This is a genomic window from Vibrio sp. Y51_MX_L26, assembly GCF_024181935.1.
GTDB classification, from domain to species: Bacteria; Pseudomonadota; Gammaproteobacteria; order Enterobacterales; family Vibrionaceae; genus Vibrio; species Vibrio diabolicus.
In genome coordinates, this window is record NZ_JAMZAS010000011.1 from 41,236 (window position 1) to 57,449 (window position 16,214).

The 16,214-nt window shown below is 46.3% G+C and carries 23 protein-coding genes and 2 pseudogenes; 4 read left to right on the top strand and 21 right to left on the bottom strand.

The features are described 5' to 3' along the window. Positions 1–33: 33 nt before the first annotated feature. The 16 genes and pseudogenes from NL645_RS18790 to NL645_RS18860 all read right to left on the bottom strand — a co-directional run. A pseudogene (locus NL645_RS18790) lies at positions 34–678 on the bottom strand (hypothetical protein); the annotation flags it as partial. Next, a complete protein-coding gene (locus NL645_RS18795) occupies positions 675–1,190 on the bottom strand; it encodes a hypothetical protein (RefSeq protein WP_005457437.1) in 516 nt (171 codons plus the stop codon). The pseudogene NL645_RS18790 and the gene NL645_RS18795, both read right to left, overlap by 4 nt. Beyond that, positions 1,191–1,577: a hypothetical protein gene (locus tag NL645_RS18800; protein ID WP_029823319.1), complete on the bottom strand. Its 387-nt coding sequence runs from the start codon at positions 1,575–1,577 to the stop codon at positions 1,191–1,193. After that, on the bottom strand, positions 1,562–1,759 hold the full coding sequence (locus tag NL645_RS18805) for a hypothetical protein (RefSeq protein ID WP_005457419.1): 198 nt from the start codon (positions 1,757–1,759) through the stop codon (positions 1,562–1,564). Before NL645_RS18805 ends, NL645_RS18800 begins: the two co-directional genes overlap by 16 nt. Beyond that, a complete protein-coding gene (locus tag NL645_RS18810; RefSeq protein WP_005457439.1) occupies positions 1,756–1,899 on the bottom strand; it encodes a hypothetical protein in 144 nt (47 codons plus the stop codon). The genes NL645_RS18805 and NL645_RS18810 overlap by 4 nt, the downstream gene beginning before the upstream one ends. Further along, complete coding sequence (locus tag NL645_RS18815) at positions 1,899–2,207, bottom strand: hypothetical protein (RefSeq protein ID WP_005457431.1); 309 nt, start codon at positions 2,205–2,207, stop codon at positions 1,899–1,901. Before NL645_RS18815 ends, NL645_RS18810 begins: the two co-directional genes overlap by 1 nt. A gap of 9 nt (positions 2,208–2,216) precedes the next feature. Beyond that, positions 2,217–3,044 (bottom strand): major capsid protein P2, encoded by an 828-nt coding sequence (locus NL645_RS18820; protein WP_253652200.1) that lies wholly within the window; start codon positions 3,042–3,044, stop codon positions 2,217–2,219. After that, a complete protein-coding gene (locus NL645_RS23115) occupies positions 3,044–3,172 on the bottom strand; it encodes a hypothetical protein (protein ID WP_005457441.1) in 129 nt (42 codons plus the stop codon). The genes NL645_RS18820 and NL645_RS23115 overlap by 1 nt, the downstream gene beginning before the upstream one ends. A gap of 112 nt (positions 3,173–3,284) precedes the next feature. Beyond that, on the bottom strand, positions 3,285–4,043 hold the full coding sequence (locus tag NL645_RS18825) for a hypothetical protein (protein ID WP_047506899.1): 759 nt from the start codon (positions 4,041–4,043) through the stop codon (positions 3,285–3,287). Continuing rightward, positions 4,015–4,470 carry a hypothetical protein gene (locus NL645_RS18830; protein WP_140094434.1) on the bottom strand — a complete coding sequence of 152 codons (456 nt, stop codon included), beginning with the start codon at positions 4,468–4,470 and terminating at the stop codon, positions 4,015–4,017. Before NL645_RS18830 ends, NL645_RS18825 begins: the two co-directional genes overlap by 29 nt. Continuing rightward, a complete protein-coding gene (locus NL645_RS18835; protein ID WP_253652201.1) occupies positions 4,460–5,005 on the bottom strand; it encodes a hypothetical protein in 546 nt (181 codons plus the stop codon). The genes NL645_RS18830 and NL645_RS18835 overlap by 11 nt, the downstream gene beginning before the upstream one ends. Beyond that, on the bottom strand, positions 4,998–5,309 hold the full coding sequence (locus tag NL645_RS18840) for a hypothetical protein (protein WP_253652202.1): 312 nt from the start codon (positions 5,307–5,309) through the stop codon (positions 4,998–5,000). Before NL645_RS18840 ends, NL645_RS18835 begins: the two co-directional genes overlap by 8 nt. Before the next feature lie 3 nt (positions 5,310–5,312). After that, complete coding sequence (locus NL645_RS18845) at positions 5,313–5,507, bottom strand: hypothetical protein (protein ID WP_165439095.1); 195 nt, start codon at positions 5,505–5,507, stop codon at positions 5,313–5,315. A gap of 17 nt (positions 5,508–5,524) precedes the next feature. After that, a complete protein-coding gene (locus NL645_RS18850) occupies positions 5,525–7,342 on the bottom strand; it encodes a replication endonuclease (protein WP_253652203.1) in 1,818 nt (605 codons plus the stop codon). A gap of 12 nt (positions 7,343–7,354) precedes the next feature. Continuing rightward, on the bottom strand, positions 7,355–7,651 hold the full coding sequence (locus NL645_RS18855; protein WP_033907063.1) for a hypothetical protein: 297 nt from the start codon (positions 7,649–7,651) through the stop codon (positions 7,355–7,357). Beyond that, the gene (locus tag NL645_RS18860) at positions 7,648–7,839 is read right to left on the bottom strand and encodes a hypothetical protein (RefSeq protein WP_005455288.1); all 192 of its coding nucleotides are present in this window, start codon (positions 7,837–7,839) and stop codon (positions 7,648–7,650) included. Before NL645_RS18860 ends, NL645_RS18855 begins: the two co-directional genes overlap by 4 nt. 147 nt (positions 7,840–7,986) lie before the next feature. Between NL645_RS18860 and NL645_RS18865 the strand changes: the two genes are divergently transcribed. Then, positions 7,987–8,250, top strand: coding sequence for a helix-turn-helix transcriptional regulator (locus NL645_RS18865; protein WP_005390085.1), 264 nt, complete (start codon positions 7,987–7,989; stop codon positions 8,248–8,250). 158 nt (positions 8,251–8,408) lie between these two features. Beyond that, a pseudogene (locus tag NL645_RS18870) lies at positions 8,409–9,761 on the top strand (ISNCY family transposase). Positions 9,762–10,299: 538 nt separating this feature from the next. On the opposite strand, the gene NL645_RS18875 reads toward NL645_RS18870, so the two are convergent. From NL645_RS18875 to matP, 3 genes are all read right to left on the bottom strand, one after another. Continuing rightward, positions 10,300–10,623: a hypothetical protein gene (locus NL645_RS18875; protein WP_104971713.1), complete on the bottom strand. Its 324-nt coding sequence runs from the start codon at positions 10,621–10,623 to the stop codon at positions 10,300–10,302. Between the two features lie 114 nt (positions 10,624–10,737). Further along, on the bottom strand, positions 10,738–11,049 hold the full coding sequence (locus tag NL645_RS18880; protein WP_005396496.1) for a DUF3634 family protein: 312 nt from the start codon (positions 11,047–11,049) through the stop codon (positions 10,738–10,740). A 15-nt stretch (positions 11,050–11,064) separates the two neighbouring features. Further along, positions 11,065–11,514 (bottom strand): macrodomain Ter protein MatP, encoded by a 450-nt coding sequence (gene matP, locus NL645_RS18885; RefSeq protein WP_005396497.1) that lies wholly within the window; start codon positions 11,512–11,514, stop codon positions 11,065–11,067. A 210-nt stretch (positions 11,515–11,724) separates the two neighbouring features. Here matP and NL645_RS18890 point away from each other — a divergent pair, with 210 nt between their 5' ends. Both NL645_RS18890 and fabA read left to right on the top strand, forming a co-directional pair. Continuing rightward, positions 11,725–13,365, top strand: a complete 1,641-nt coding sequence (locus NL645_RS18890) for a Lon protease family protein (RefSeq protein ID WP_253652204.1) — start codon at positions 11,725–11,727, stop codon at positions 13,363–13,365. A 70-nt stretch (positions 13,366–13,435) separates the two neighbouring features. Further along, positions 13,436–13,954 carry a bifunctional 3-hydroxydecanoyl-ACP dehydratase/trans-2-decenoyl-ACP isomerase gene (fabA, locus tag NL645_RS18895; RefSeq protein WP_005390081.1) on the top strand — a complete coding sequence of 173 codons (519 nt, stop codon included), beginning with the start codon at positions 13,436–13,438 and terminating at the stop codon, positions 13,952–13,954. Between the two features lie 140 nt (positions 13,955–14,094). Here the strand turns inward: fabA and rmf are convergent, their stop codons facing one another. Both rmf and NL645_RS18905 read right to left on the bottom strand, forming a co-directional pair. Continuing rightward, the gene (gene rmf / locus NL645_RS18900; protein ID WP_005377453.1) at positions 14,095–14,268 is read right to left on the bottom strand and encodes a ribosome modulation factor; all 174 of its coding nucleotides are present in this window, start codon (positions 14,266–14,268) and stop codon (positions 14,095–14,097) included. 170 nt (positions 14,269–14,438) lie between these two features. Continuing rightward, positions 14,439–16,208 carry a DUF3466 family protein gene (locus NL645_RS18905; protein WP_253652205.1) on the bottom strand — a complete coding sequence of 590 codons (1,770 nt, stop codon included), beginning with the start codon at positions 16,206–16,208 and terminating at the stop codon, positions 14,439–14,441. Between the last annotated feature and the right edge of the window lie 6 nt (positions 16,209–16,214).

Here is a 16,214-nt window from a genome sequence, read left to right on the forward strand (position 1 = left end):
GCCCGCGATTAAGTCGGCTTTGGTGAAGCGCCCGAACGACTCCACACAACGCGAGGCGCTATTGGCTTTCGCGGCCTTAATCGTGATGGCTTTGCGTGTGGCGTTTTGCGCAATGTTGTGCGGGAACACGCTCACCGCTTCGGTGATGAGGTTTCCACTGACTTGCTCATCCACTTTGACCACTTGCGCAGCTTCGAGCGTGACCGCGGGCAATGCGGACACTTCCACCGATGGTAATGACGTCACCGCCAATTTCTGATTGGCTGCCAGTTCAACAGCAGGCAGCGCAGACACTGCCAGTTGTTGATTTGCTGCAATGTGTACGGCAGGCAATTGGCTCACCGCCACTTGCTGATTGGGCGCGATTTCTACCGCGGGTTGCTGTTCAATCACCACGTTCGGCAGTGCTTGAACCACGACGCTTTGACCCTCAACAGGCGGCGTAAACGTTCCAAAACCAAACTGAATTTCAATCTGGTTATCGGTACGACTTGAGATAAGCAAACGTCCAAGGTGCTTACCCTCGCCCACGTTAAACACCGACGACTTGCCAAGCGTGACGCGCTCGCCGGACGATTCACGATAGATTTCGATTTCAGCTTGCGCCGCTTTCAGATACAGCCAATTGCCATCTGGCGTCAGCGGGATGGCTTGCCCCGCTAATAGTTGCGTGTTCATCGTTTCTTCACCATTACGTAGCCAAGCACCAACACAAGCACGATTGCTAATACCACCATCATCTTGCTTGTTTCGACTTGCCCGCCGTCTTGTTTGAATTTCGCCAAGTCCATCATGGCTTGAAGATTCTTCGAGTTTTGTGCCGCTTGGCTTCCCGCCAATCCCGCCAACATATCGAGGTTTTCACTGTTGGTTGAGGCGTACGTTGCCAAGGAATCGCCCGCAAAATCGGCCACTTCATCAATGGCGGTTTCGGCAATGTCGTGCGTGGTGTCCATCGCTTCAAGCGAAATACGCTCATTGCTGTTGAGCATCTCGCCGCCAAACTCAAAGGCCTGTTCGCCAAGCTCCATGGCGGCATTCACTGCGCCGTGGTCGGTCATGGTGGTGTTGATGGTCGAGTTATTAACCCCCGAAATCGCTACACCGAGGTTATCGCCACTAATGGCATTCTGACCGCTGACGTTAGTGGTGTTACTGGTATTACTCGATTTTGATTTAGAACTACCCATCTACTGCACTCCCAAATCCAAACGAATAAAGTCACCGTCTTGCTTGGCGGTGACGCCAATTGAGCGCACCAAACGAGCAACGCCATCAAAGGCGGTGTCGGCGGTCATGGATGACATGCCCGCCGCTTTCACCACTTTGCATAACTGGATAATTCCCGAACGCAGACCGCGACCCGCGACGCCCCACAAAAAGTAGTTATCACCATCACGCTCACCTGCAATGATGAGATCATTTTCATTGCTGATTAGGCGATACAGACTCACGCGGCCATCCTTGACCGCTTTGCACAGTTCAACGTACGCATCAGGGCAAGCGCGAAACGCGGGCTTGAGTTCCCCAAGCGCACGTTTCGATTGCGTCACGACTTCAATTACTTCTTTTTCCATAGCAACACCGCCGCAATCACAATCACTACAAGAATCATCAACGTGGTGGAATTGCCCCCGCCCATATTGATATTGCCTACCGATAGGCTGCCACTTGATTCACCATCGGCACCGCTGACCGCGGGTCCACCGTTGGCGCTAATTGGCATCGAGCCGGAATTACCTAAAAGCCCACCAATCATAATTTGAATCCTTTCTTGTACAGGACATAACACACCAGAAGCAGACCGAGCACCCATCCGATGCGGTCAAAACCGCCCGTGATTTTGATGCCCGCCCATACGCCCACCGCACCTGCAATCAGGTATGGAATAAACGGCATTACTTCTTCCCCTTAGCGACGTAGAACATCGCCAATAACAACAATACGAACAGCATCCCCATCATCAGGTGCGTGGTGGTCACCCCCGCAAACGCGGAGGTGTACACAGGCTCACCCGTGGGTTGTTGGTAGTCGTTATTGTGCTTTCGCTGTTCATCTGGGTTACTCGACTGGACGCGGTCGGCTTCGTTTTCAATCTTCACGCCAAGCCAGTCCTTGCCTAAGTCGGTAACGTCGGTCATCAGTTCGCCGCCCGTTTCTAGGACGCCGTCCCAAATGGAACCCCACATGCTTTGCTCTTGCGCCATAACGCCCCCTTACTGCGCGGTAGGCACCGCCACTTGTTCGATGGCTTCAATCAGAACCGGAATGCTACCCGGTGCCGTTTTTTCCACTTCAAACGCCAGTTGTTTCATGGCCGCCGTTGGTAAACGCGCTTCGCTACCAAAACCGCAACGCGTGAAGTCCATCGAGAAGAAGCCCGCATTCTGCTCACGACCCGCCGCGGCTAAGTCGTAGGCGTTATCGGTCTTGTTGACGTTGAGCTCTTCACGTTCATCACGCAGGACGCGAACGCGTTCAATGGTGTTGTCTTTGAGGTGCAAACGTTTGATTAACAGCGCCGCGCTACGCTCGGCAAAGTCAAACGGTGTGCGACCACTTGATGCGGCGTACCACGTTTGGGAATAGATGCGCGGCATGTAAATGCGTTGGCTTTGCGCCGCCGTGGTATGAGCACGAGCGCGAATCATTGGTGCCGCGGCACCCGCTTTGGCTTTTAACTGGATGTACATAAACCAGATTTCGCCCTGCAGCGTCACAAGCTCACCTGTACGGATACCCAGTTTGGTGCGCATCGACATATCGGAGAAGTTCAGCACGTAGCGACCCGCTTGCACGTATTCTTTCTTGTGCTCTTGCAAGTCGATAAGGTCTTGACCCGTCACGTTGACGATTTCACGGCCGTTCACTTTTACCGTGATGCGCTCGATGTCTGCCGCGTCGAGAATGTCCGTCACCAGTTCAATGTTTTGGTAAGTTGGACCCGATACTAAGCGCAAGGTGGCTTGGTTGCCCCAGTTCACGCCCTCAACAGGGTCAAGCTCACGTGGACGCGGGTTAAAAGGTTGTTTTAGTGCTTCCATTAGAACCACCCATTTTCGCCGTTAAGAGTTTCACGCACTGGATTTAGCACGCTGATGTTGTTGATAGCGGCAATCACGATTAACGTGATAATCAGCGCCATCAGTAGGTTTTTGTGTTGCTGTTTCATGTTGTCCCTTTCGGTTGTACACGGTTAAAAAGTGACTTCATGAAACAGGGATTTGAGAGGAAGCGAAAGCGGGCGCAACCTATAGGTTAAGTGGTTAACCTATAGGTTGGATTTAGCGTTGAAGTGCTCCGGTTAGACAGTTGAATGCGCCTTTTTCGACGTTGCCGATGCCGTCACGAACGAGCATATATTCAGCAATGGGTTTGCCAATTGCGGCTTTGTTGTTTTTGGCTGACTTCAAGCCCGCCAAGGTATCGACGCACAAGCCTTTTTTATCGGCGAGCCATCGTGCATCGGCCATCGAGTTGACCGCACCAATCCACCAAACGGGCGATTGCTCGGTCACGGTCTTAGGCACTTCCTGCCCGCGTTGGAAAATCGAATGCAGCACAAGCCCATATTGACGCCCACCGCGCCACAATTCGCCCGCCTTACCTTTGAGTTTGCCGGACGTTTCCACGCAGCTTGCTAGCTCTTCGATGATCACATGCAGTTGTTTAGCGTCGCCATTACCCACCGCCCACACCGCGGCACTGAAAAATTCGAGTTCCTCACTACACGCGCCATCTTTGGGGATATACGCCAGTTTGAACGACTTGCCACGTTTACGTGCCATCACCAAAGCTTTGACGAACGCCACGCGGGAACTGGTTTCAAGGCATTGTTGGCCGCGGAACTTCGCCCCCGCGTAGTTGCGGTAAGGGTCAAAAAAAACCGCTTGCGCGGCTTTTGGCACTAACCCCAAGTGCTTAACGGCGGAGGTTTTACCCCCGCCCGTGCCCGCCACATAGATGACATGCTCGGCATCGTGTGAGGGGTTGGAGTTGACCGGATTGGGGAATTTAAGCGGCGTCTTTTTCTTTTTGCTCACGCTGTTTTTCCTCCTCTATCGCTAACAGCTCTTTTTGGTATGCCATGGTTTTCTTGGCACTGTAGACCAGCGACAACACCGCCAAACCTAAAACGGCTTCTTGCATGTAGTCACCAAACATTGACGACACGCTATCACTGTGTTTTTCCAGCACAGGCAACGCGGCATCAATCACCGCCGCCTTGCCTTTTTCGTCAAACTCAAAATCGACACCGGAAATAATCGACGTGGCTTGTTCGGCAATGGTGAACAGCACCGACAATGCGCCCTCGAACATTTCACCCGCGGGTTGGTGGTTGTCGTCGTTGGCCGCTTCGGTTGGTAAGTCGGTTAGTTCGCTGACTTCGGTTTGTTCCAGTCCACTGATAACCGCGGAAAAGTCGCCCCAATCATCTAATTCTGGTTGGTTTTCAATTTCATCCTGCATTGATTGGCTCCCCTTGTTCGGTATCTGATTCGGTTGGTTTCTTGGTTGGCATCAGTTGGCGAATTGCCCAAATCAGCAAGGCGACAAACGCTATCCCCGCTAAGACTTTTTTAACCGGAAACGGCGGCTTTTTAACGGGCGTTGGAACGGGTTCCGGTTCGGTTGCTTGCTCGGTTTCAACGCTTGGCGCTTCTACTGGTTCGATTACTTCAACGCTAGACGTATCAGTGCTTGCAACGATGTCGGGTACTGGTTCAACCGTTGGCAATTTAGCCTCAATTGTGACGGCGTCACTCACTTCTAACTGTTCAACCGAGTCAACCATGTTGGCTTCAACAAAAGCGTTAATGCTCTTGCTCATTGGGCTGTTGCCACAGCTCGGACACTTGTAATACAGCAGTCCTAAATTGCGCCCGTTTTTGGTTGGCTCGCCCTCGGCAATCAGCTTGCCCTCACCGACACGATGCACGGTAGAAGCCGAGCTACAAACGGGGCACGATACGTGCCCGCGAATTGGGTTGGGATGTTTACTCATCGGCGGCCGCCTCGACTGTTTCCAATTGCTGTATGTTGCCTTTGACACAACCGCGATACTTTTCACGCACCTTGTTGTTAAGTTTGGTTAACTGCTCGATTTGGTCGAACAGTGTCGGATTCAAACCAAACGCTTCAAGCGAAAAATTACCCGTCATGAGCATCTTGCTTGCACGCTTGATAATTGCGTTGGTGTCCATTTCTTTAAACTGGCTCAACTCCTTTTCGACACTGGCATTGAGTTTGTCGGCCGCATCAAGCGCGGCCATTGCTTGCTGACATTCTTTAAGAGATAGCATTTCCATTATTTAAGCCTCGGCTAGTTCTTCATCGGTGTTCGGTTTGTTCTGAATCTGTTTGTTGACTTCTTTCATCCAGACCAGCAATAGACGCCAAAACACGCCGCCTTTGCTGCGCTTCACTTCGGCTTCCATTTCTTGGGTGATTTTGTCGATGGTGCTCATTGGGTTGTCCTTACCTAGTTGCTGAAATCGTTGTCGCAAGCAATATCCCAAACGGGTTAAATCAGTCGTAATGTGTTGTTTTGTAATTTGATTGAACAGTATTGGTCGATGGAAACCGTTGCCCCATTCGCCAACGGCTCTAATAGGCATTTCACTCCCTCAAAGCTCCATCCGGTGAGCTTCTTCAACTCCGTAATGAGTGGGGAGTTACAGTTATTTTCAGTGCTCCAAGACGTCGCTCCGCGACTTTTTAAAAGACGCTTTACGTCTTTCGTTTGCACGAGCGAATAGCACTCGCTGGCGGTTTCGATGACTTGACCACACCACTCAAAACCAATGATTTTTTTGATTGGCTCGCCGTAGTCGTTTTTGTTTTCTTTGTAAGCCAACTTCGCGCCCTTAGCTAACTGACAAAACAGCGCCCATTTGGATGAGTCTGCCGCTTGTCTCAGTTCTTCTAGCTGATCATCTTTTTGGGTTTGTTCGGCTGTCGCTCGGCGTAAACTGCGCCACAAAGACACAGGCTCACCGCCAAATTGCTGAAACTGGCGAATGCGGTGTACCGACGCCCAAGCACGCACTTTAAATGCGCTTTCTTCGGCTTCGGTGTCTGGCATATGTTTACCGTTGATGTTCTTCGAAACGTACTTGGCAATGTACGCCGTCGCACCGCCCTTGCTTGGGTCGGCTTCTTTTACGTCAAAGCGTGGCGTGATGTCGTCGCCCAATTCCTCACGGTCTGGCGCAATCGCCTCACCGCGTAGAATACGAATGATGTTGGCTTTGTCTTTGTGAGAGCAAAACAAGAAATAGTGCGCGTGGCTGGTTGCGTCTTTGTGTGGCTCGGCCACACGAAAACCAAAGTATTCAATCTCCAACTTGGCCAACTTAGTGCGAGCAAGTGACCATTGGCGCATTAACTCGGCGTGTCCATCTTTGACGCTTGAGCCGTCCCACTTCGGTGAATTGCGGTGATAACGGCTCGGCAGTGTCCACGTAATGAAAAGCGCGGTGTATTCCAGTTCGTCGGCCAGTTCTTCAAAACCTCGTGAGCGAACCATCATTTCAATGCGGCGGTTCTCAGGGTTAGCAATGGTGCGCTTTGCCACTTCCTCTAATGGAAAGTGCTCGCCTGTTTCCTCGTTGTACACGCTCATCGACTTCATGTATTTCTCGGATTCGCGTTGCTTGCGCTTCCAGTTACTAAAGGAAATCTCTGACACGTATTTGCTTTGATGGCCTTTGTCACCCACACGGCTCATGGTGATTTGTGCGTACTCGATGTAGTCACCACGCAGACGCAGCAAACGACGTTCGACCCACTTTTCAGCCTGCATTTTGAGTACCGCGGCTGTTAGCATTTGCTCTAACACTTCAACGTCTTTCACTTTGAAATTCACGTATGGCGGCTTGATGTGAATGGTCTTAAGTAACGCTTTTTGCTCAGAATAAACCGCGGCCAACGCCTCTACAAAAGAGGCGTAACCCTCGGCATTTAGGCTTGATAAAATCTCGGCGCATTGGTCGGCGTACTTCTCCGCGAACTTGGTCAGCGCGTCGTCACGCATCAAGATGTTGTGCGTCAATGGCTCGCTATGCGCGCCCTTGCGACTGTCAACAAACGAGTAACGATTCTCTATATGGTGAGCGCACTTCAAGCCAAATTTCACCGCGTCTTTGGCGGTTTTAATGACGTTTTCACGCGTGGCGTTTTGGCGCTGTGTGCGCGCCTCCACTTTACGGCGCACATCATTGCGAACTATCGCGGGTAAGCGTGGGAAGAATCGGCGTGAAAAGGCGCTTTGATGAATGGCATCATTGGCGAACGTCTTGCCCGCCATCTTGATTTCTATGGCTTTGGTGTCGAAGTCCATACATCCCCCTGATTAAAGGGAAGAATCCGCGCCCGCTTGGGGCGCTTCATCTTGCTTGCGGATTTCGTGTAGTGGTTGGCCGTTGTTTTGCGCGCCAAGTGTCGCCATACGGTTAGCAGTAGTCGTAATATCGGCCAAGGTGTCGTTTTGTGCTTTGATGCAAGCGACAAGCGTCATCCCTTGGTAAAGCCAAAGTGAGGCTTCAACGGGTTCAAGCTCAAAACTATCGAAGTAGATATGAGTTCCGTTGTCTTGTGATGCAACAAGTTGGCGCTGATTGCGGCGCGATTTCCAGATACTAAGATTCATGCTACAACCCCCTGACGAAAACGTGTAGGAATGTAGGTCTGTTTCTTCTTAGGAAATTGCTCGGCGAACTTCTCGCGTAATTCTGCAATTTTACGCAGTGATTTAGCCGTTTTGATTGGGTCTGGATTTGCACACCCTGCCATATCAGGGCAAGGTAAGTGAATTGGGTTTGAGATTATACGTTCCATGTTCATAGCCTCCGCAAGCTGTCTCTTTTTTGAACATGGCAACCGTAAACGAATTATTTTAAACGTACAAACGAGTTAAACTACTGAAATAGCACGTAAGATGCTCTACAATTTAACAATCTTGTTTCTTTTTTAAACAGTTACTAAATGAACTACACAAACATACTTTTAGACAGAGTAAAAGCTAAGTACGAACTGGGCTCAGACTACAAACTAGCTCAGAAACTTGGCGTTGGTCGTAGTCGCGTAGCCCACTGGCGCGCGGGTAGCTGTTCTATGGATTGGGAAATAGCCTTTAAAATCGCTGACTTACTGGAACTAGATGATCAAAATTTGGTGTTCGGTTTGATAGATGATAAGTACAATAATCCCCGCTTAATCAATGCCTTACAAGCAGGCGCCCCTGTCTAATCTATATTAACCCTTTCACATATAATGCGCACTGATATTGTAGGCGCAAAGTTGTAATGTCACTTTTTAGCAAAGTTAAAATGTCTCTTTATTTAGGTTCAGCAGCTAGCCTCATTCTTATGTGAACTTATTTAAGGGACATTGGGATGTTGGTAACTATGAGTGACAAAGACCTTTCACGTTACAAAGTGATCAATGATGTTTGTGAACATCGTTTACGCCGTGCGGATGCGGCAGAGATCCTCAACTAAAGTGAGCGCCAAGTTCAACGCCTAATGAACCGACTACGAGAGTCCGGTGCGGCCAGTTTGGTGCATGGTGCTCGTGGTAAGCCAAGTAATAATCGTATCTCCAGTGATTATCGTCAGACTATCTTAGCCATTGTACGAAAGCATTATGCGGATTTTGCTCCAACATTAGCACAAGAAAAATTGTTAGAGCTCCATAACTTGCCTGTTTCCAATGAGACCTTACGCCAGTGGATGATCGCTGATGGTCTCTGGGTGCCACACTCACAACGTCAGCCTCGTGTTTACCAACCCCGTTATCGTCGTGACTGTTTAGGTGAACTGGTTCAGATTGATGGCTCACACCACGATTGGTTTGAAGGGCGCAGCCCTAAGTGCTGTCTCTTGGTCTACATCGATGATGCGACGGGTCGTTTGATGAACCTACGCTTCAGTGATACTGAATCTGCCTTTGATTACATGGTGGCCACACGGGAATATCTGGATCAACATGGCAAGCCTGTCGCTTTTTACAGCGATAAGCACTCGATATTTCGAGTCAACCAAGAGCATCTTAAGAAAGTGGGATTAACCCAATTTGGTCGTATTCTCGATGAGCTTGGGATTGAACTGATTTGTGCGAACAGCTCTCAAGCCAAGGGACGTGTTGAGCGTGCAAATAAGACATTACAAGACCGATTAATCAAAGAGATGCGTCTACAAGGCATTAATACTATAGAAGAAGCCAACGCATGGCTGCCCTACTTTATCGAGGATTTTAACCGCCGCTTTGCGAAGCCCGCCAATTACCCTAAAGATCTTCATCGTCCTATTCGAGAAAGCCAAGCTGAGCTTGATGATATTTTGGCTTGGCAGACCACGCGTAAACTCTCGAAGTCATTGACATTCCAATATGATAAAGTGCTTTATCTGATTGAAGATACGGAGAAAAACAGCCGTCTTGTCAATGAAGTGGTCAAAATACTCGACTATCCAGATGGTCGGATTGCCGTTCAGTATGGCGAGAGAAAGTTAAGTTTCAGAACCTTTGATAAGCTGGCTAAAGTGGACCAAACTCAAGTCGTCGACAATAAAAGACTGGGTAAAGTCCTCCAATTTGCCAAAGAGAAGCAGAAAGAATTTGATAAAGCCCAACTTAGGGAAAGAAGTCAAAGCGCGCCTAAACGAACAGCTCAGAAGCGTGCTATGGCTCAGTTAAGAGCATTAAACCCAGTACTGGCTGCCCCTGATAGCTTTAAGGTGAGTTACAGCAAAAACGGTTAAAAACCTATTTAGATAAACGACACTCGGAACTAATACAGCTAATAGTGTAGTGAATTGCGCCTTGTTCAGACTGTTTATCACTGATGCCCTGCTTCCTAACCATGTCTGACCAATACTCACACAAGCATCAAAGTCTGTGCGTTGTTCATATGCAGTTAAAAAATCAGAGCAAAAAGGCGTTATAATTCGTTTCATTCTCAAGAGAACATATCATCTCTAAACGCTTTAAAACGATCGTACGCTTGTTGCTTTCGTATCCAAGCTTGAGTCAATTCGTCTTTAGAGACACTCCCGGACCTAAACTCTTCTACAGTCTTATCGTAAGCTTCATTAGCTTGGGTTTCCTCATTTTTCAGTAAGATGAACTGAGGCCAAGACTCTGTGTTGATTCTGCAGATTATCATTTCGAGTTGATTGGTTTATCTCACCTAGCCTGCATTCCCAACCAATTACACGAGAGCCACTTCATTTTCATCTAGTTCATCGAGTCTGAAAGCTTTGCGCTCTTGCTGCCCGATGCTTCTAATCAACATTGCAATCACGAACCTGTGGCTATATGAAGCCGAATATACTTTTCTGGATATTTATAACGATAGCGTTTTCCTTTCCTCAAGTTGGATTTTACATACCGACAAACTTTTTTGTCACCACTACTGGTTACTCTTTTTATTACTGCTTTTTTACCTTTGTGTTCCATCTCTATCATGACATCACAATAACCTTGGTAGTCATCAAATTTATTGTCTGCTTTCCTTTGAATCTTAGTTTTAATCTTTTTAGCCAATGGATTCGTTTCCGAGTCGTCAGACAAAGCTGAAGCACTTACAAAGAGAAAGATCATTAAAGTTACAACGTATCGCATAGTTTAAGTCCGTTTATCTTATTGATTAATCAATGATAAATAATTTTTCTATAGATACGAAAATGGGACGCTATATTGCGTCCCATTTAACACGATTAAGTAACTGATATGTAATTAAGCTCGCTTCTTGCCTTTGCTCGCTTTGAAACCTTGATGCGGAAAAACGTTGCGAATCCGCTGTTGGATTTTTTTGGGAACGTCCTTGGAAAAGCTCAAGCGCATGCCGGTTCGTTGGCTATATACCTTCATTTCACCACTAAACGGATTATGTTCACTAATATCTTGTAAGTTATGTTTGAAAGAAGGTGGTAGATGCCCTTTTACGTTACTGATATGGCCGTTATCAAACTTTACTTTTAGCACTGGTCTATCAACTGCGATCAACCAAAAGATCACGATGGCAGCAATTAAGATTACATATAACATTTGGCACTCCCTATCCTAGCTAGATAGCAATTTACTCAAATCCTCTTTGATTGAGGTAACTTTTTGACTCGCTTTCTCACTTCTCGATGCTTCAGAAAGTAGATATTCAATTGCGTCAGATAATGTACAACCGAGCTCGTTTGCTCTACTAGAAAGCTTTTCCCAAACTCGGTAATCTAAATCAATGGATTTTTTCTTTGTATGGACTTGCTCTGCATTAAAGTGGCGTTTCCGTTTCGCTCGGATAGCCTGCTTGAGTTTATTGTCTAACTCTTCTGACATGTGGTTTTCTATCCAAGCCAAGACAAGTGTAGGCTCATGTTCAAGGCGTTTTAGCTCTGCAACCGCGGCATCTGCTTCACTTGTATCAATATGTCGGGTAATCGCTTCACCATCTTTCCATTTCTTGATGAGATACTTCCATTTCCACCCACACTCTAGATTCTCAAGCTGCTGATATTTCATTTATTCCGACCCATAAACATAACCTAGTGACAGCGTAACCCAGATAATTTACTTGGGCAAATAAAACTCTTAGAAGTATCGATGTTGATCACTCATTTGTCTAAGTATTGTTCATTGAGTGTTGAATGCCGTGAGCGAACCAAATTGGTGCTAGGGTGTTATAGTCCATTTCGTTATAATGTCGGCAAGATTGAATTACGATGAATTTTAATGAACCAACTTAATTGGCAAGACGTAACACCTTCACTTGAGCAGTACGAAGCACTTTTAAAGTCTGCACCTTCGTTACCAAAGAAGTCTTTTACTGATCTTCAACCGAGGATGTCGGCAACGATATCTCGCTTTTCCAAAATGTCGGGATTGACACGCGTGCTACTCATTAACTGCGTCGATAATTCTGTCTATAGAGAGTTCATCAGTAAAGCTCTTCAGAGTCATTCTAACGCTGCGATTGTTTTGTCGGAATCACTTGATGCCAAACGTTTATTTGACCGTTACAGTGTTGATGTAAGTGGTGATATTGCCTTCCAACCTGGCTTGATTTCACAAGCTGACGACGGTTATTTGATTGTACCTGCTAATCTCATTCTGGCTAACCCGGGACTTTGGCCGAATATAAAGTCTGCAATTCAACAAAACCTTATCGAGCCACTGAACCTAAGCCCTACTCGCTTACCCACTTCAGTACCGCCATCTAAAGCTTATGATGTAAAACTGATTGTAACTGGGGAAAGAAGTCAGTTAGCAGAGCTAGAATATATCGACGAGGACTTTTGTTCAGGCTTTGCCATGTATACCGAAGTTGAAGAAGATATTCATTTGTCAGAGCAGAATTTGACAGATTACTTTGGTTTGGTGAACTGGATATGTTCTCAATATCAGCTGCCTCACTTAACGGAATGTGGCTTTAGAAGACTATTGCTAGCTGGTATGAGATTTACTGAAGATCAACATTATTTGCCGTTAGGTGTAATGTGGCATTCTCAACTTCTAACGCTTGCCAACCAGTTCAGTGATGGCCACGCATTAGATTACAAGTCGTTAGATAAAGCGATTGACGATAAGTATTACCGAGAATCTTACCTTCCTCAGCGTGCCGTGTACGATATTTTAGATGGCCAAGTCATCATTGAGACAACTGGGGAACAAGTTGGTCAAATCAATGGCCTAACCGTTATTGATATGGCTGGGCACCCTGTCAGCTATGGTGAGCCTGCACGAATATCTTGTGTAATTCATTTTGGTGATGGCGATGTTTCCGATGTTGAGCGCAAAGCTGAGCTTGGAGGCAATCTACATGCAAAAGGCATGATGATTATGCAAGCTTTTCTGAGCTCTGCTCTGAAACTGGATGAACCACTGCCTTATTCAGCCTCCATCGTATTTGAACAGTCTTATAGTGAAGTTGATGGTGACAGCGCATCTCTTGCAGAACTTTGTTGCTTGGTAAGTGCTTTATCTGAATCTCCAATTAATCAACAAGTTGCGGTTACAGGGGCTGTTGATCAGTTTGGTCGAGTGCAAGCCGTTGGTGGCTTGAACGAAAAAATTGAAGGTTTTTATCAGGTTTGTAAACATCAAGGTTTTACAGGAAATCAAGGTGTTGTGATGCCAAAATCAAACCTTAAACACCTTGCATTACATAAAGATGTAATAGAAAGCATTAAAAATGGTGAGTTCCATATTTGGTCCGTTTCTACCGTAGATGAAGCTATTCCGATTGTAATGAATAAACCTTTTAGAGGTGAAGACGATAGCATTATTGGCAAAATAGCGGAACGTATTGAAAACTTTGAAAGACATGAGCATCCAGAAGGAATTGTGCAGCGCATCAAAAACTGGTTTGTCTAGTACTGATCGGAGTTGTTTAGCGTACACGTGTTCACTAAGATGCAGCTATCAAAAATTGGAGTAATTGATAATGCAAAACAAACGTGATTCTTATAACCGTGACGATCTACTTGCTTCTAGCCAAGGCGAACTGTTTGGGCCTGGTTACCCTCAGCTTCCTGCGCCAAACATGCTAATGATGGATCGTGTTACTAAAATGTCTGAGACTGAAGGCGATTTTGGTAAAGGTTTGATCTTGGCGGAATTGGATATTACTCCAGATTTGTGGTTCTTTGACTGCCACTTCCCTGGCGACCCTGTAATGCCGGGTTGTCTTGGCCTTGATGCGATGTGGCAACTTGTTGGTTTCTTCCTTGGCTGGGTTGGTGGCAAAGGAAAAGGTCGTGCTCTGGGTGTTGGCGAAGTGAAGTTTACAGGTCAGATCTTGCCAACAGCGAAAAAAGTGACGTACGAAATCCACATGAAACGCGTTGTAAACCGTAAACTTGTGATGGGTTTGGCTGACGGTCGTGTATGTGTAGACGGCAAAGAAATCTACGTAGCAAAAGATTTGAAAGTTGGCTTGTTCCAAGACACTTCAAGCTTCTAATCACGATTTTAATCGATTTATTAAGGCTCCTATTTAGGAGCCTTTTTGTTATCGAGTGTTAACCTACTTCCCTATGTACCTATAATGTAGAAAAGGCTCCGTAGAGCCCTTTCGAATCCTTCTTTTTGTATGTGGAGAGTTTATTTGTAGAGACCAGATTGTCTTTCATCTCTGGCATCACGCCAACCACCTAACCAATACGACCGAGCATCAACTTGTTGATATGGGCAAGCCTCTTGAGACCTTCCATTCAACCCAGCTTTGTAGCCTTGAGATTGAGCTCGTTCTAGGCGATCACGCTTTTGTCTCTTCATAGTTAATTCCTCATACAGGTCCATTTACTAACGTACAGCTGTTATTGTGAAACTTTGATGGAGTTTTTATGACTCCACTTATAAGAATCGATCAAAGTAGGCAATTTCTCAAGGCATAAAAAAGCAGAGGTTCATTTCTGTGAGCCTCTGCTTGATTTAAAAACTACTGACTATTTTCTACGGAACCCGAACAAGCCAAGCATGGTCAAAGCCAACCAACCAAGGCCAGCACCTTGACGTTCTGCTGCTGTTTGTTCGACAGACCTTGGCTCTATCATGTCTTTAGTCGCTCCAGGTATTGGGATTAGTTTTACTGCAACCACTTTTTCTGAATTGGCATTGCCACCGTTACAGAGTGCATTATGAGCAGTTGTATCATAACCATTTTCGCACATGATAGCAGTTGCAGAGATTACCCCTGCATTATTAATGTCAGTGGCATCAACAATACGGAATCGGTTATTTTCTTCATTGTAGTCACCACCATTCGTCAGGTCGTCCAACAACCATGCCTGGTTTTTAAAAACTTCTCTTCGAGAAGTTATTGTACCTTCAAACTCATATGGCTCAATAAAGGCTCTCTTACGTCGAGCTTTACCACCATCTTCTCGCGTATTCCCTGCGTCGATTTGACCGACAATTTCATTGTAATCATTCAAACCGCCAATGTGTCCGCCAGCACCAGAGAAAAATATCCCTCCGGATAGAAAGTCTGCGGATGGCGAATCAATATCCTTTATAACATAGAGTCTATTAGCTTGAGCTCCTGACTCTGGTGTAGTGCGCTTGGCTTCACCTACTGCTAGTTTGTTATTGTTTATTGCTTCAATGACGGTATTTGAATAAATATAATCTGAACCGTCATAAGATCTTGCACCACTCACCGCAGACAAGTCCCACTTAATTTTACTTAACGGATCACCAATAGCATCGAAGCTACCTTTAAATACGGTTGCGTTAAGCTGGTTCCTATCGTCATCCCATGTGTTAAAACCTACTGCGTAAATCTCTTTGATGTTACCGTTATCATCTTTAGAAACCACAAAGTCTCTGATGCTACCTTGGGATAAATGTTCGTTTTCGTTAGGTTGTCCCGATTCCCATTCAACTACTGAAACATCACCACTATCATCCCAAATTGCGGCTTTGGACACATAGTTTAATCCATAATCATTGCTTCGAGCGTAGGCAACGCTTCCTGAAGTCAGGTTATTGTGATAATTCCAAGCTCGTACCTGTGCATAGTCCGTGTGCTCATCATTTTCGTCTAACTTTTCATAATTTGGCGGTAACGATGGTGAAAAAGGTTGGTTATCCGTTTCGACTTTATCCTCTGTAGAATTTGAAGCACTGTTTAACACACTTTGGTTGCCTACAGGTATAGCACCTTCAATGAGAGTATTAATGACGCTATTGTATTGGTTATCAAAGCTCTGCCCCTCTACAAACGCCAAGGATACGGAGTCTGTGTTTGAAGAGTACCTTACTTGATGAAGAGGTGCCCAAACGCTTGAAGCCCAACTTTCGCATGTTTCATAACCATACTCAGAAAAACAAAAATCTTCTAAATAATCCCGTTTTTCGAAAGAACGAAACCTTGAATCTGAGCTAAACGGGGTCTCTTCTCTGAAGTTCACGCCATCAACTGAGACACCAGCTAGAAGCGATGGTAATTTGGAGCCATCTGCAAGTAAAGTAGGTCTTGTTTCTCCGGCAAGTGCGAATTGATCGCTAGTTATACAATCAGCGCCGTTGTCAAAACACCCCTTATCAAAAGCGACATCTCCACGTTCTATTGCAACGCCAAAAACAGCTTTGTCAGTGGTATCAATATCGTTTGGAGTTACTTCAACCACTTTGTACAATGCTGCATTAGCATTCATTGCCGTACCAACCATCATCGCGACGGCGGTTAATTTGAATTTGTTACTACAATTCATTGAATT

Coding starts and splice junctions, on each gene's coding strand:
- NL645_RS18795 (WP_005457437.1), bottom strand. CDS start 1,190: ATGGGTAGTTCTAAATCAAAATCGAGTAATACCAGTAACACCACTAAC.
- NL645_RS18800 (WP_029823319.1), bottom strand. CDS start 1,577: ATGGAAAAAGAAGTAATTGAAGTCGTGACGCAATCGAAACGTGCGCTT.
- NL645_RS18805 (WP_005457419.1), bottom strand. CDS start 1,759: ATGATTGGTGGGCTTTTAGGTAATTCCGGCTCGATGCCAATTAGCGCC.
- NL645_RS18810 (WP_005457439.1), bottom strand. CDS start 1,899: ATGCCGTTTATTCCATACCTGATTGCAGGTGCGGTGGGCGTATGGGCG.
- NL645_RS18815 (WP_005457431.1), bottom strand. CDS start 2,207: ATGGCGCAAGAGCAAAGCATGTGGGGTTCCATTTGGGACGGCGTCCTA.
- NL645_RS18820 (WP_253652200.1), bottom strand. CDS start 3,044: ATGGAAGCACTAAAACAACCTTTTAACCCGCGTCCACGTGAGCTTGAC.
- NL645_RS23115 (WP_005457441.1), bottom strand. CDS start 3,172: ATGAAACAGCAACACAAAAACCTACTGATGGCGCTGATTATCACGTTA.
- NL645_RS18830 (WP_140094434.1), bottom strand. CDS start 4,470: ATGCAGGATGAAATTGAAAACCAACCAGAATTAGATGATTGGGGCGAC.
- NL645_RS18835 (WP_253652201.1), bottom strand. CDS start 5,005: ATGAGTAAACATCCCAACCCAATTCGCGGGCACGTATCGTGCCCCGTT.
- NL645_RS18840 (WP_253652202.1), bottom strand. CDS start 5,309: ATGGAAATGCTATCTCTTAAAGAATGTCAGCAAGCAATGGCCGCGCTT.
- NL645_RS18850 (WP_253652203.1), bottom strand. CDS start 7,342: ATGGACTTCGACACCAAAGCCATAGAAATCAAGATGGCGGGCAAGACG.
- NL645_RS18855 (WP_033907063.1), bottom strand. CDS start 7,651: ATGAATCTTAGTATCTGGAAATCGCGCCGCAATCAGCGCCAACTTGTT.
- NL645_RS18860 (WP_005455288.1), bottom strand. CDS start 7,839: ATGGAACGTATAATCTCAAACCCAATTCACTTACCTTGCCCTGATATG.
- NL645_RS18865 (WP_005390085.1), top strand. CDS start 7,987: ATGAACTACACAAACATACTTTTAGACAGAGTAAAAGCTAAGTACGAA.
- NL645_RS18875 (WP_104971713.1), bottom strand. CDS start 10,623: ATGCGATACGTTGTAACTTTAATGATCTTTCTCTTTGTAAGTGCTTCA.
- NL645_RS18880 (WP_005396496.1), bottom strand. CDS start 11,049: ATGTTATATGTAATCTTAATTGCTGCCATCGTGATCTTTTGGTTGATC.
- matP (WP_005396497.1), bottom strand. CDS start 11,514: ATGAAATATCAGCAGCTTGAGAATCTAGAGTGTGGGTGGAAATGGAAG.
- NL645_RS18890 (WP_253652204.1), top strand. CDS start 11,725: ATGAACCAACTTAATTGGCAAGACGTAACACCTTCACTTGAGCAGTAC.
- fabA (WP_005390081.1), top strand. CDS start 13,436: ATGCAAAACAAACGTGATTCTTATAACCGTGACGATCTACTTGCTTCT.
- rmf (WP_005377453.1), bottom strand. CDS start 14,268: ATGAAGAGACAAAAGCGTGATCGCCTAGAACGAGCTCAATCTCAAGGC.
- NL645_RS18905 (WP_253652205.1), bottom strand. CDS start 16,208: ATGAATTGTAGTAACAAATTCAAATTAACCGCCGTCGCGATGATGGTT.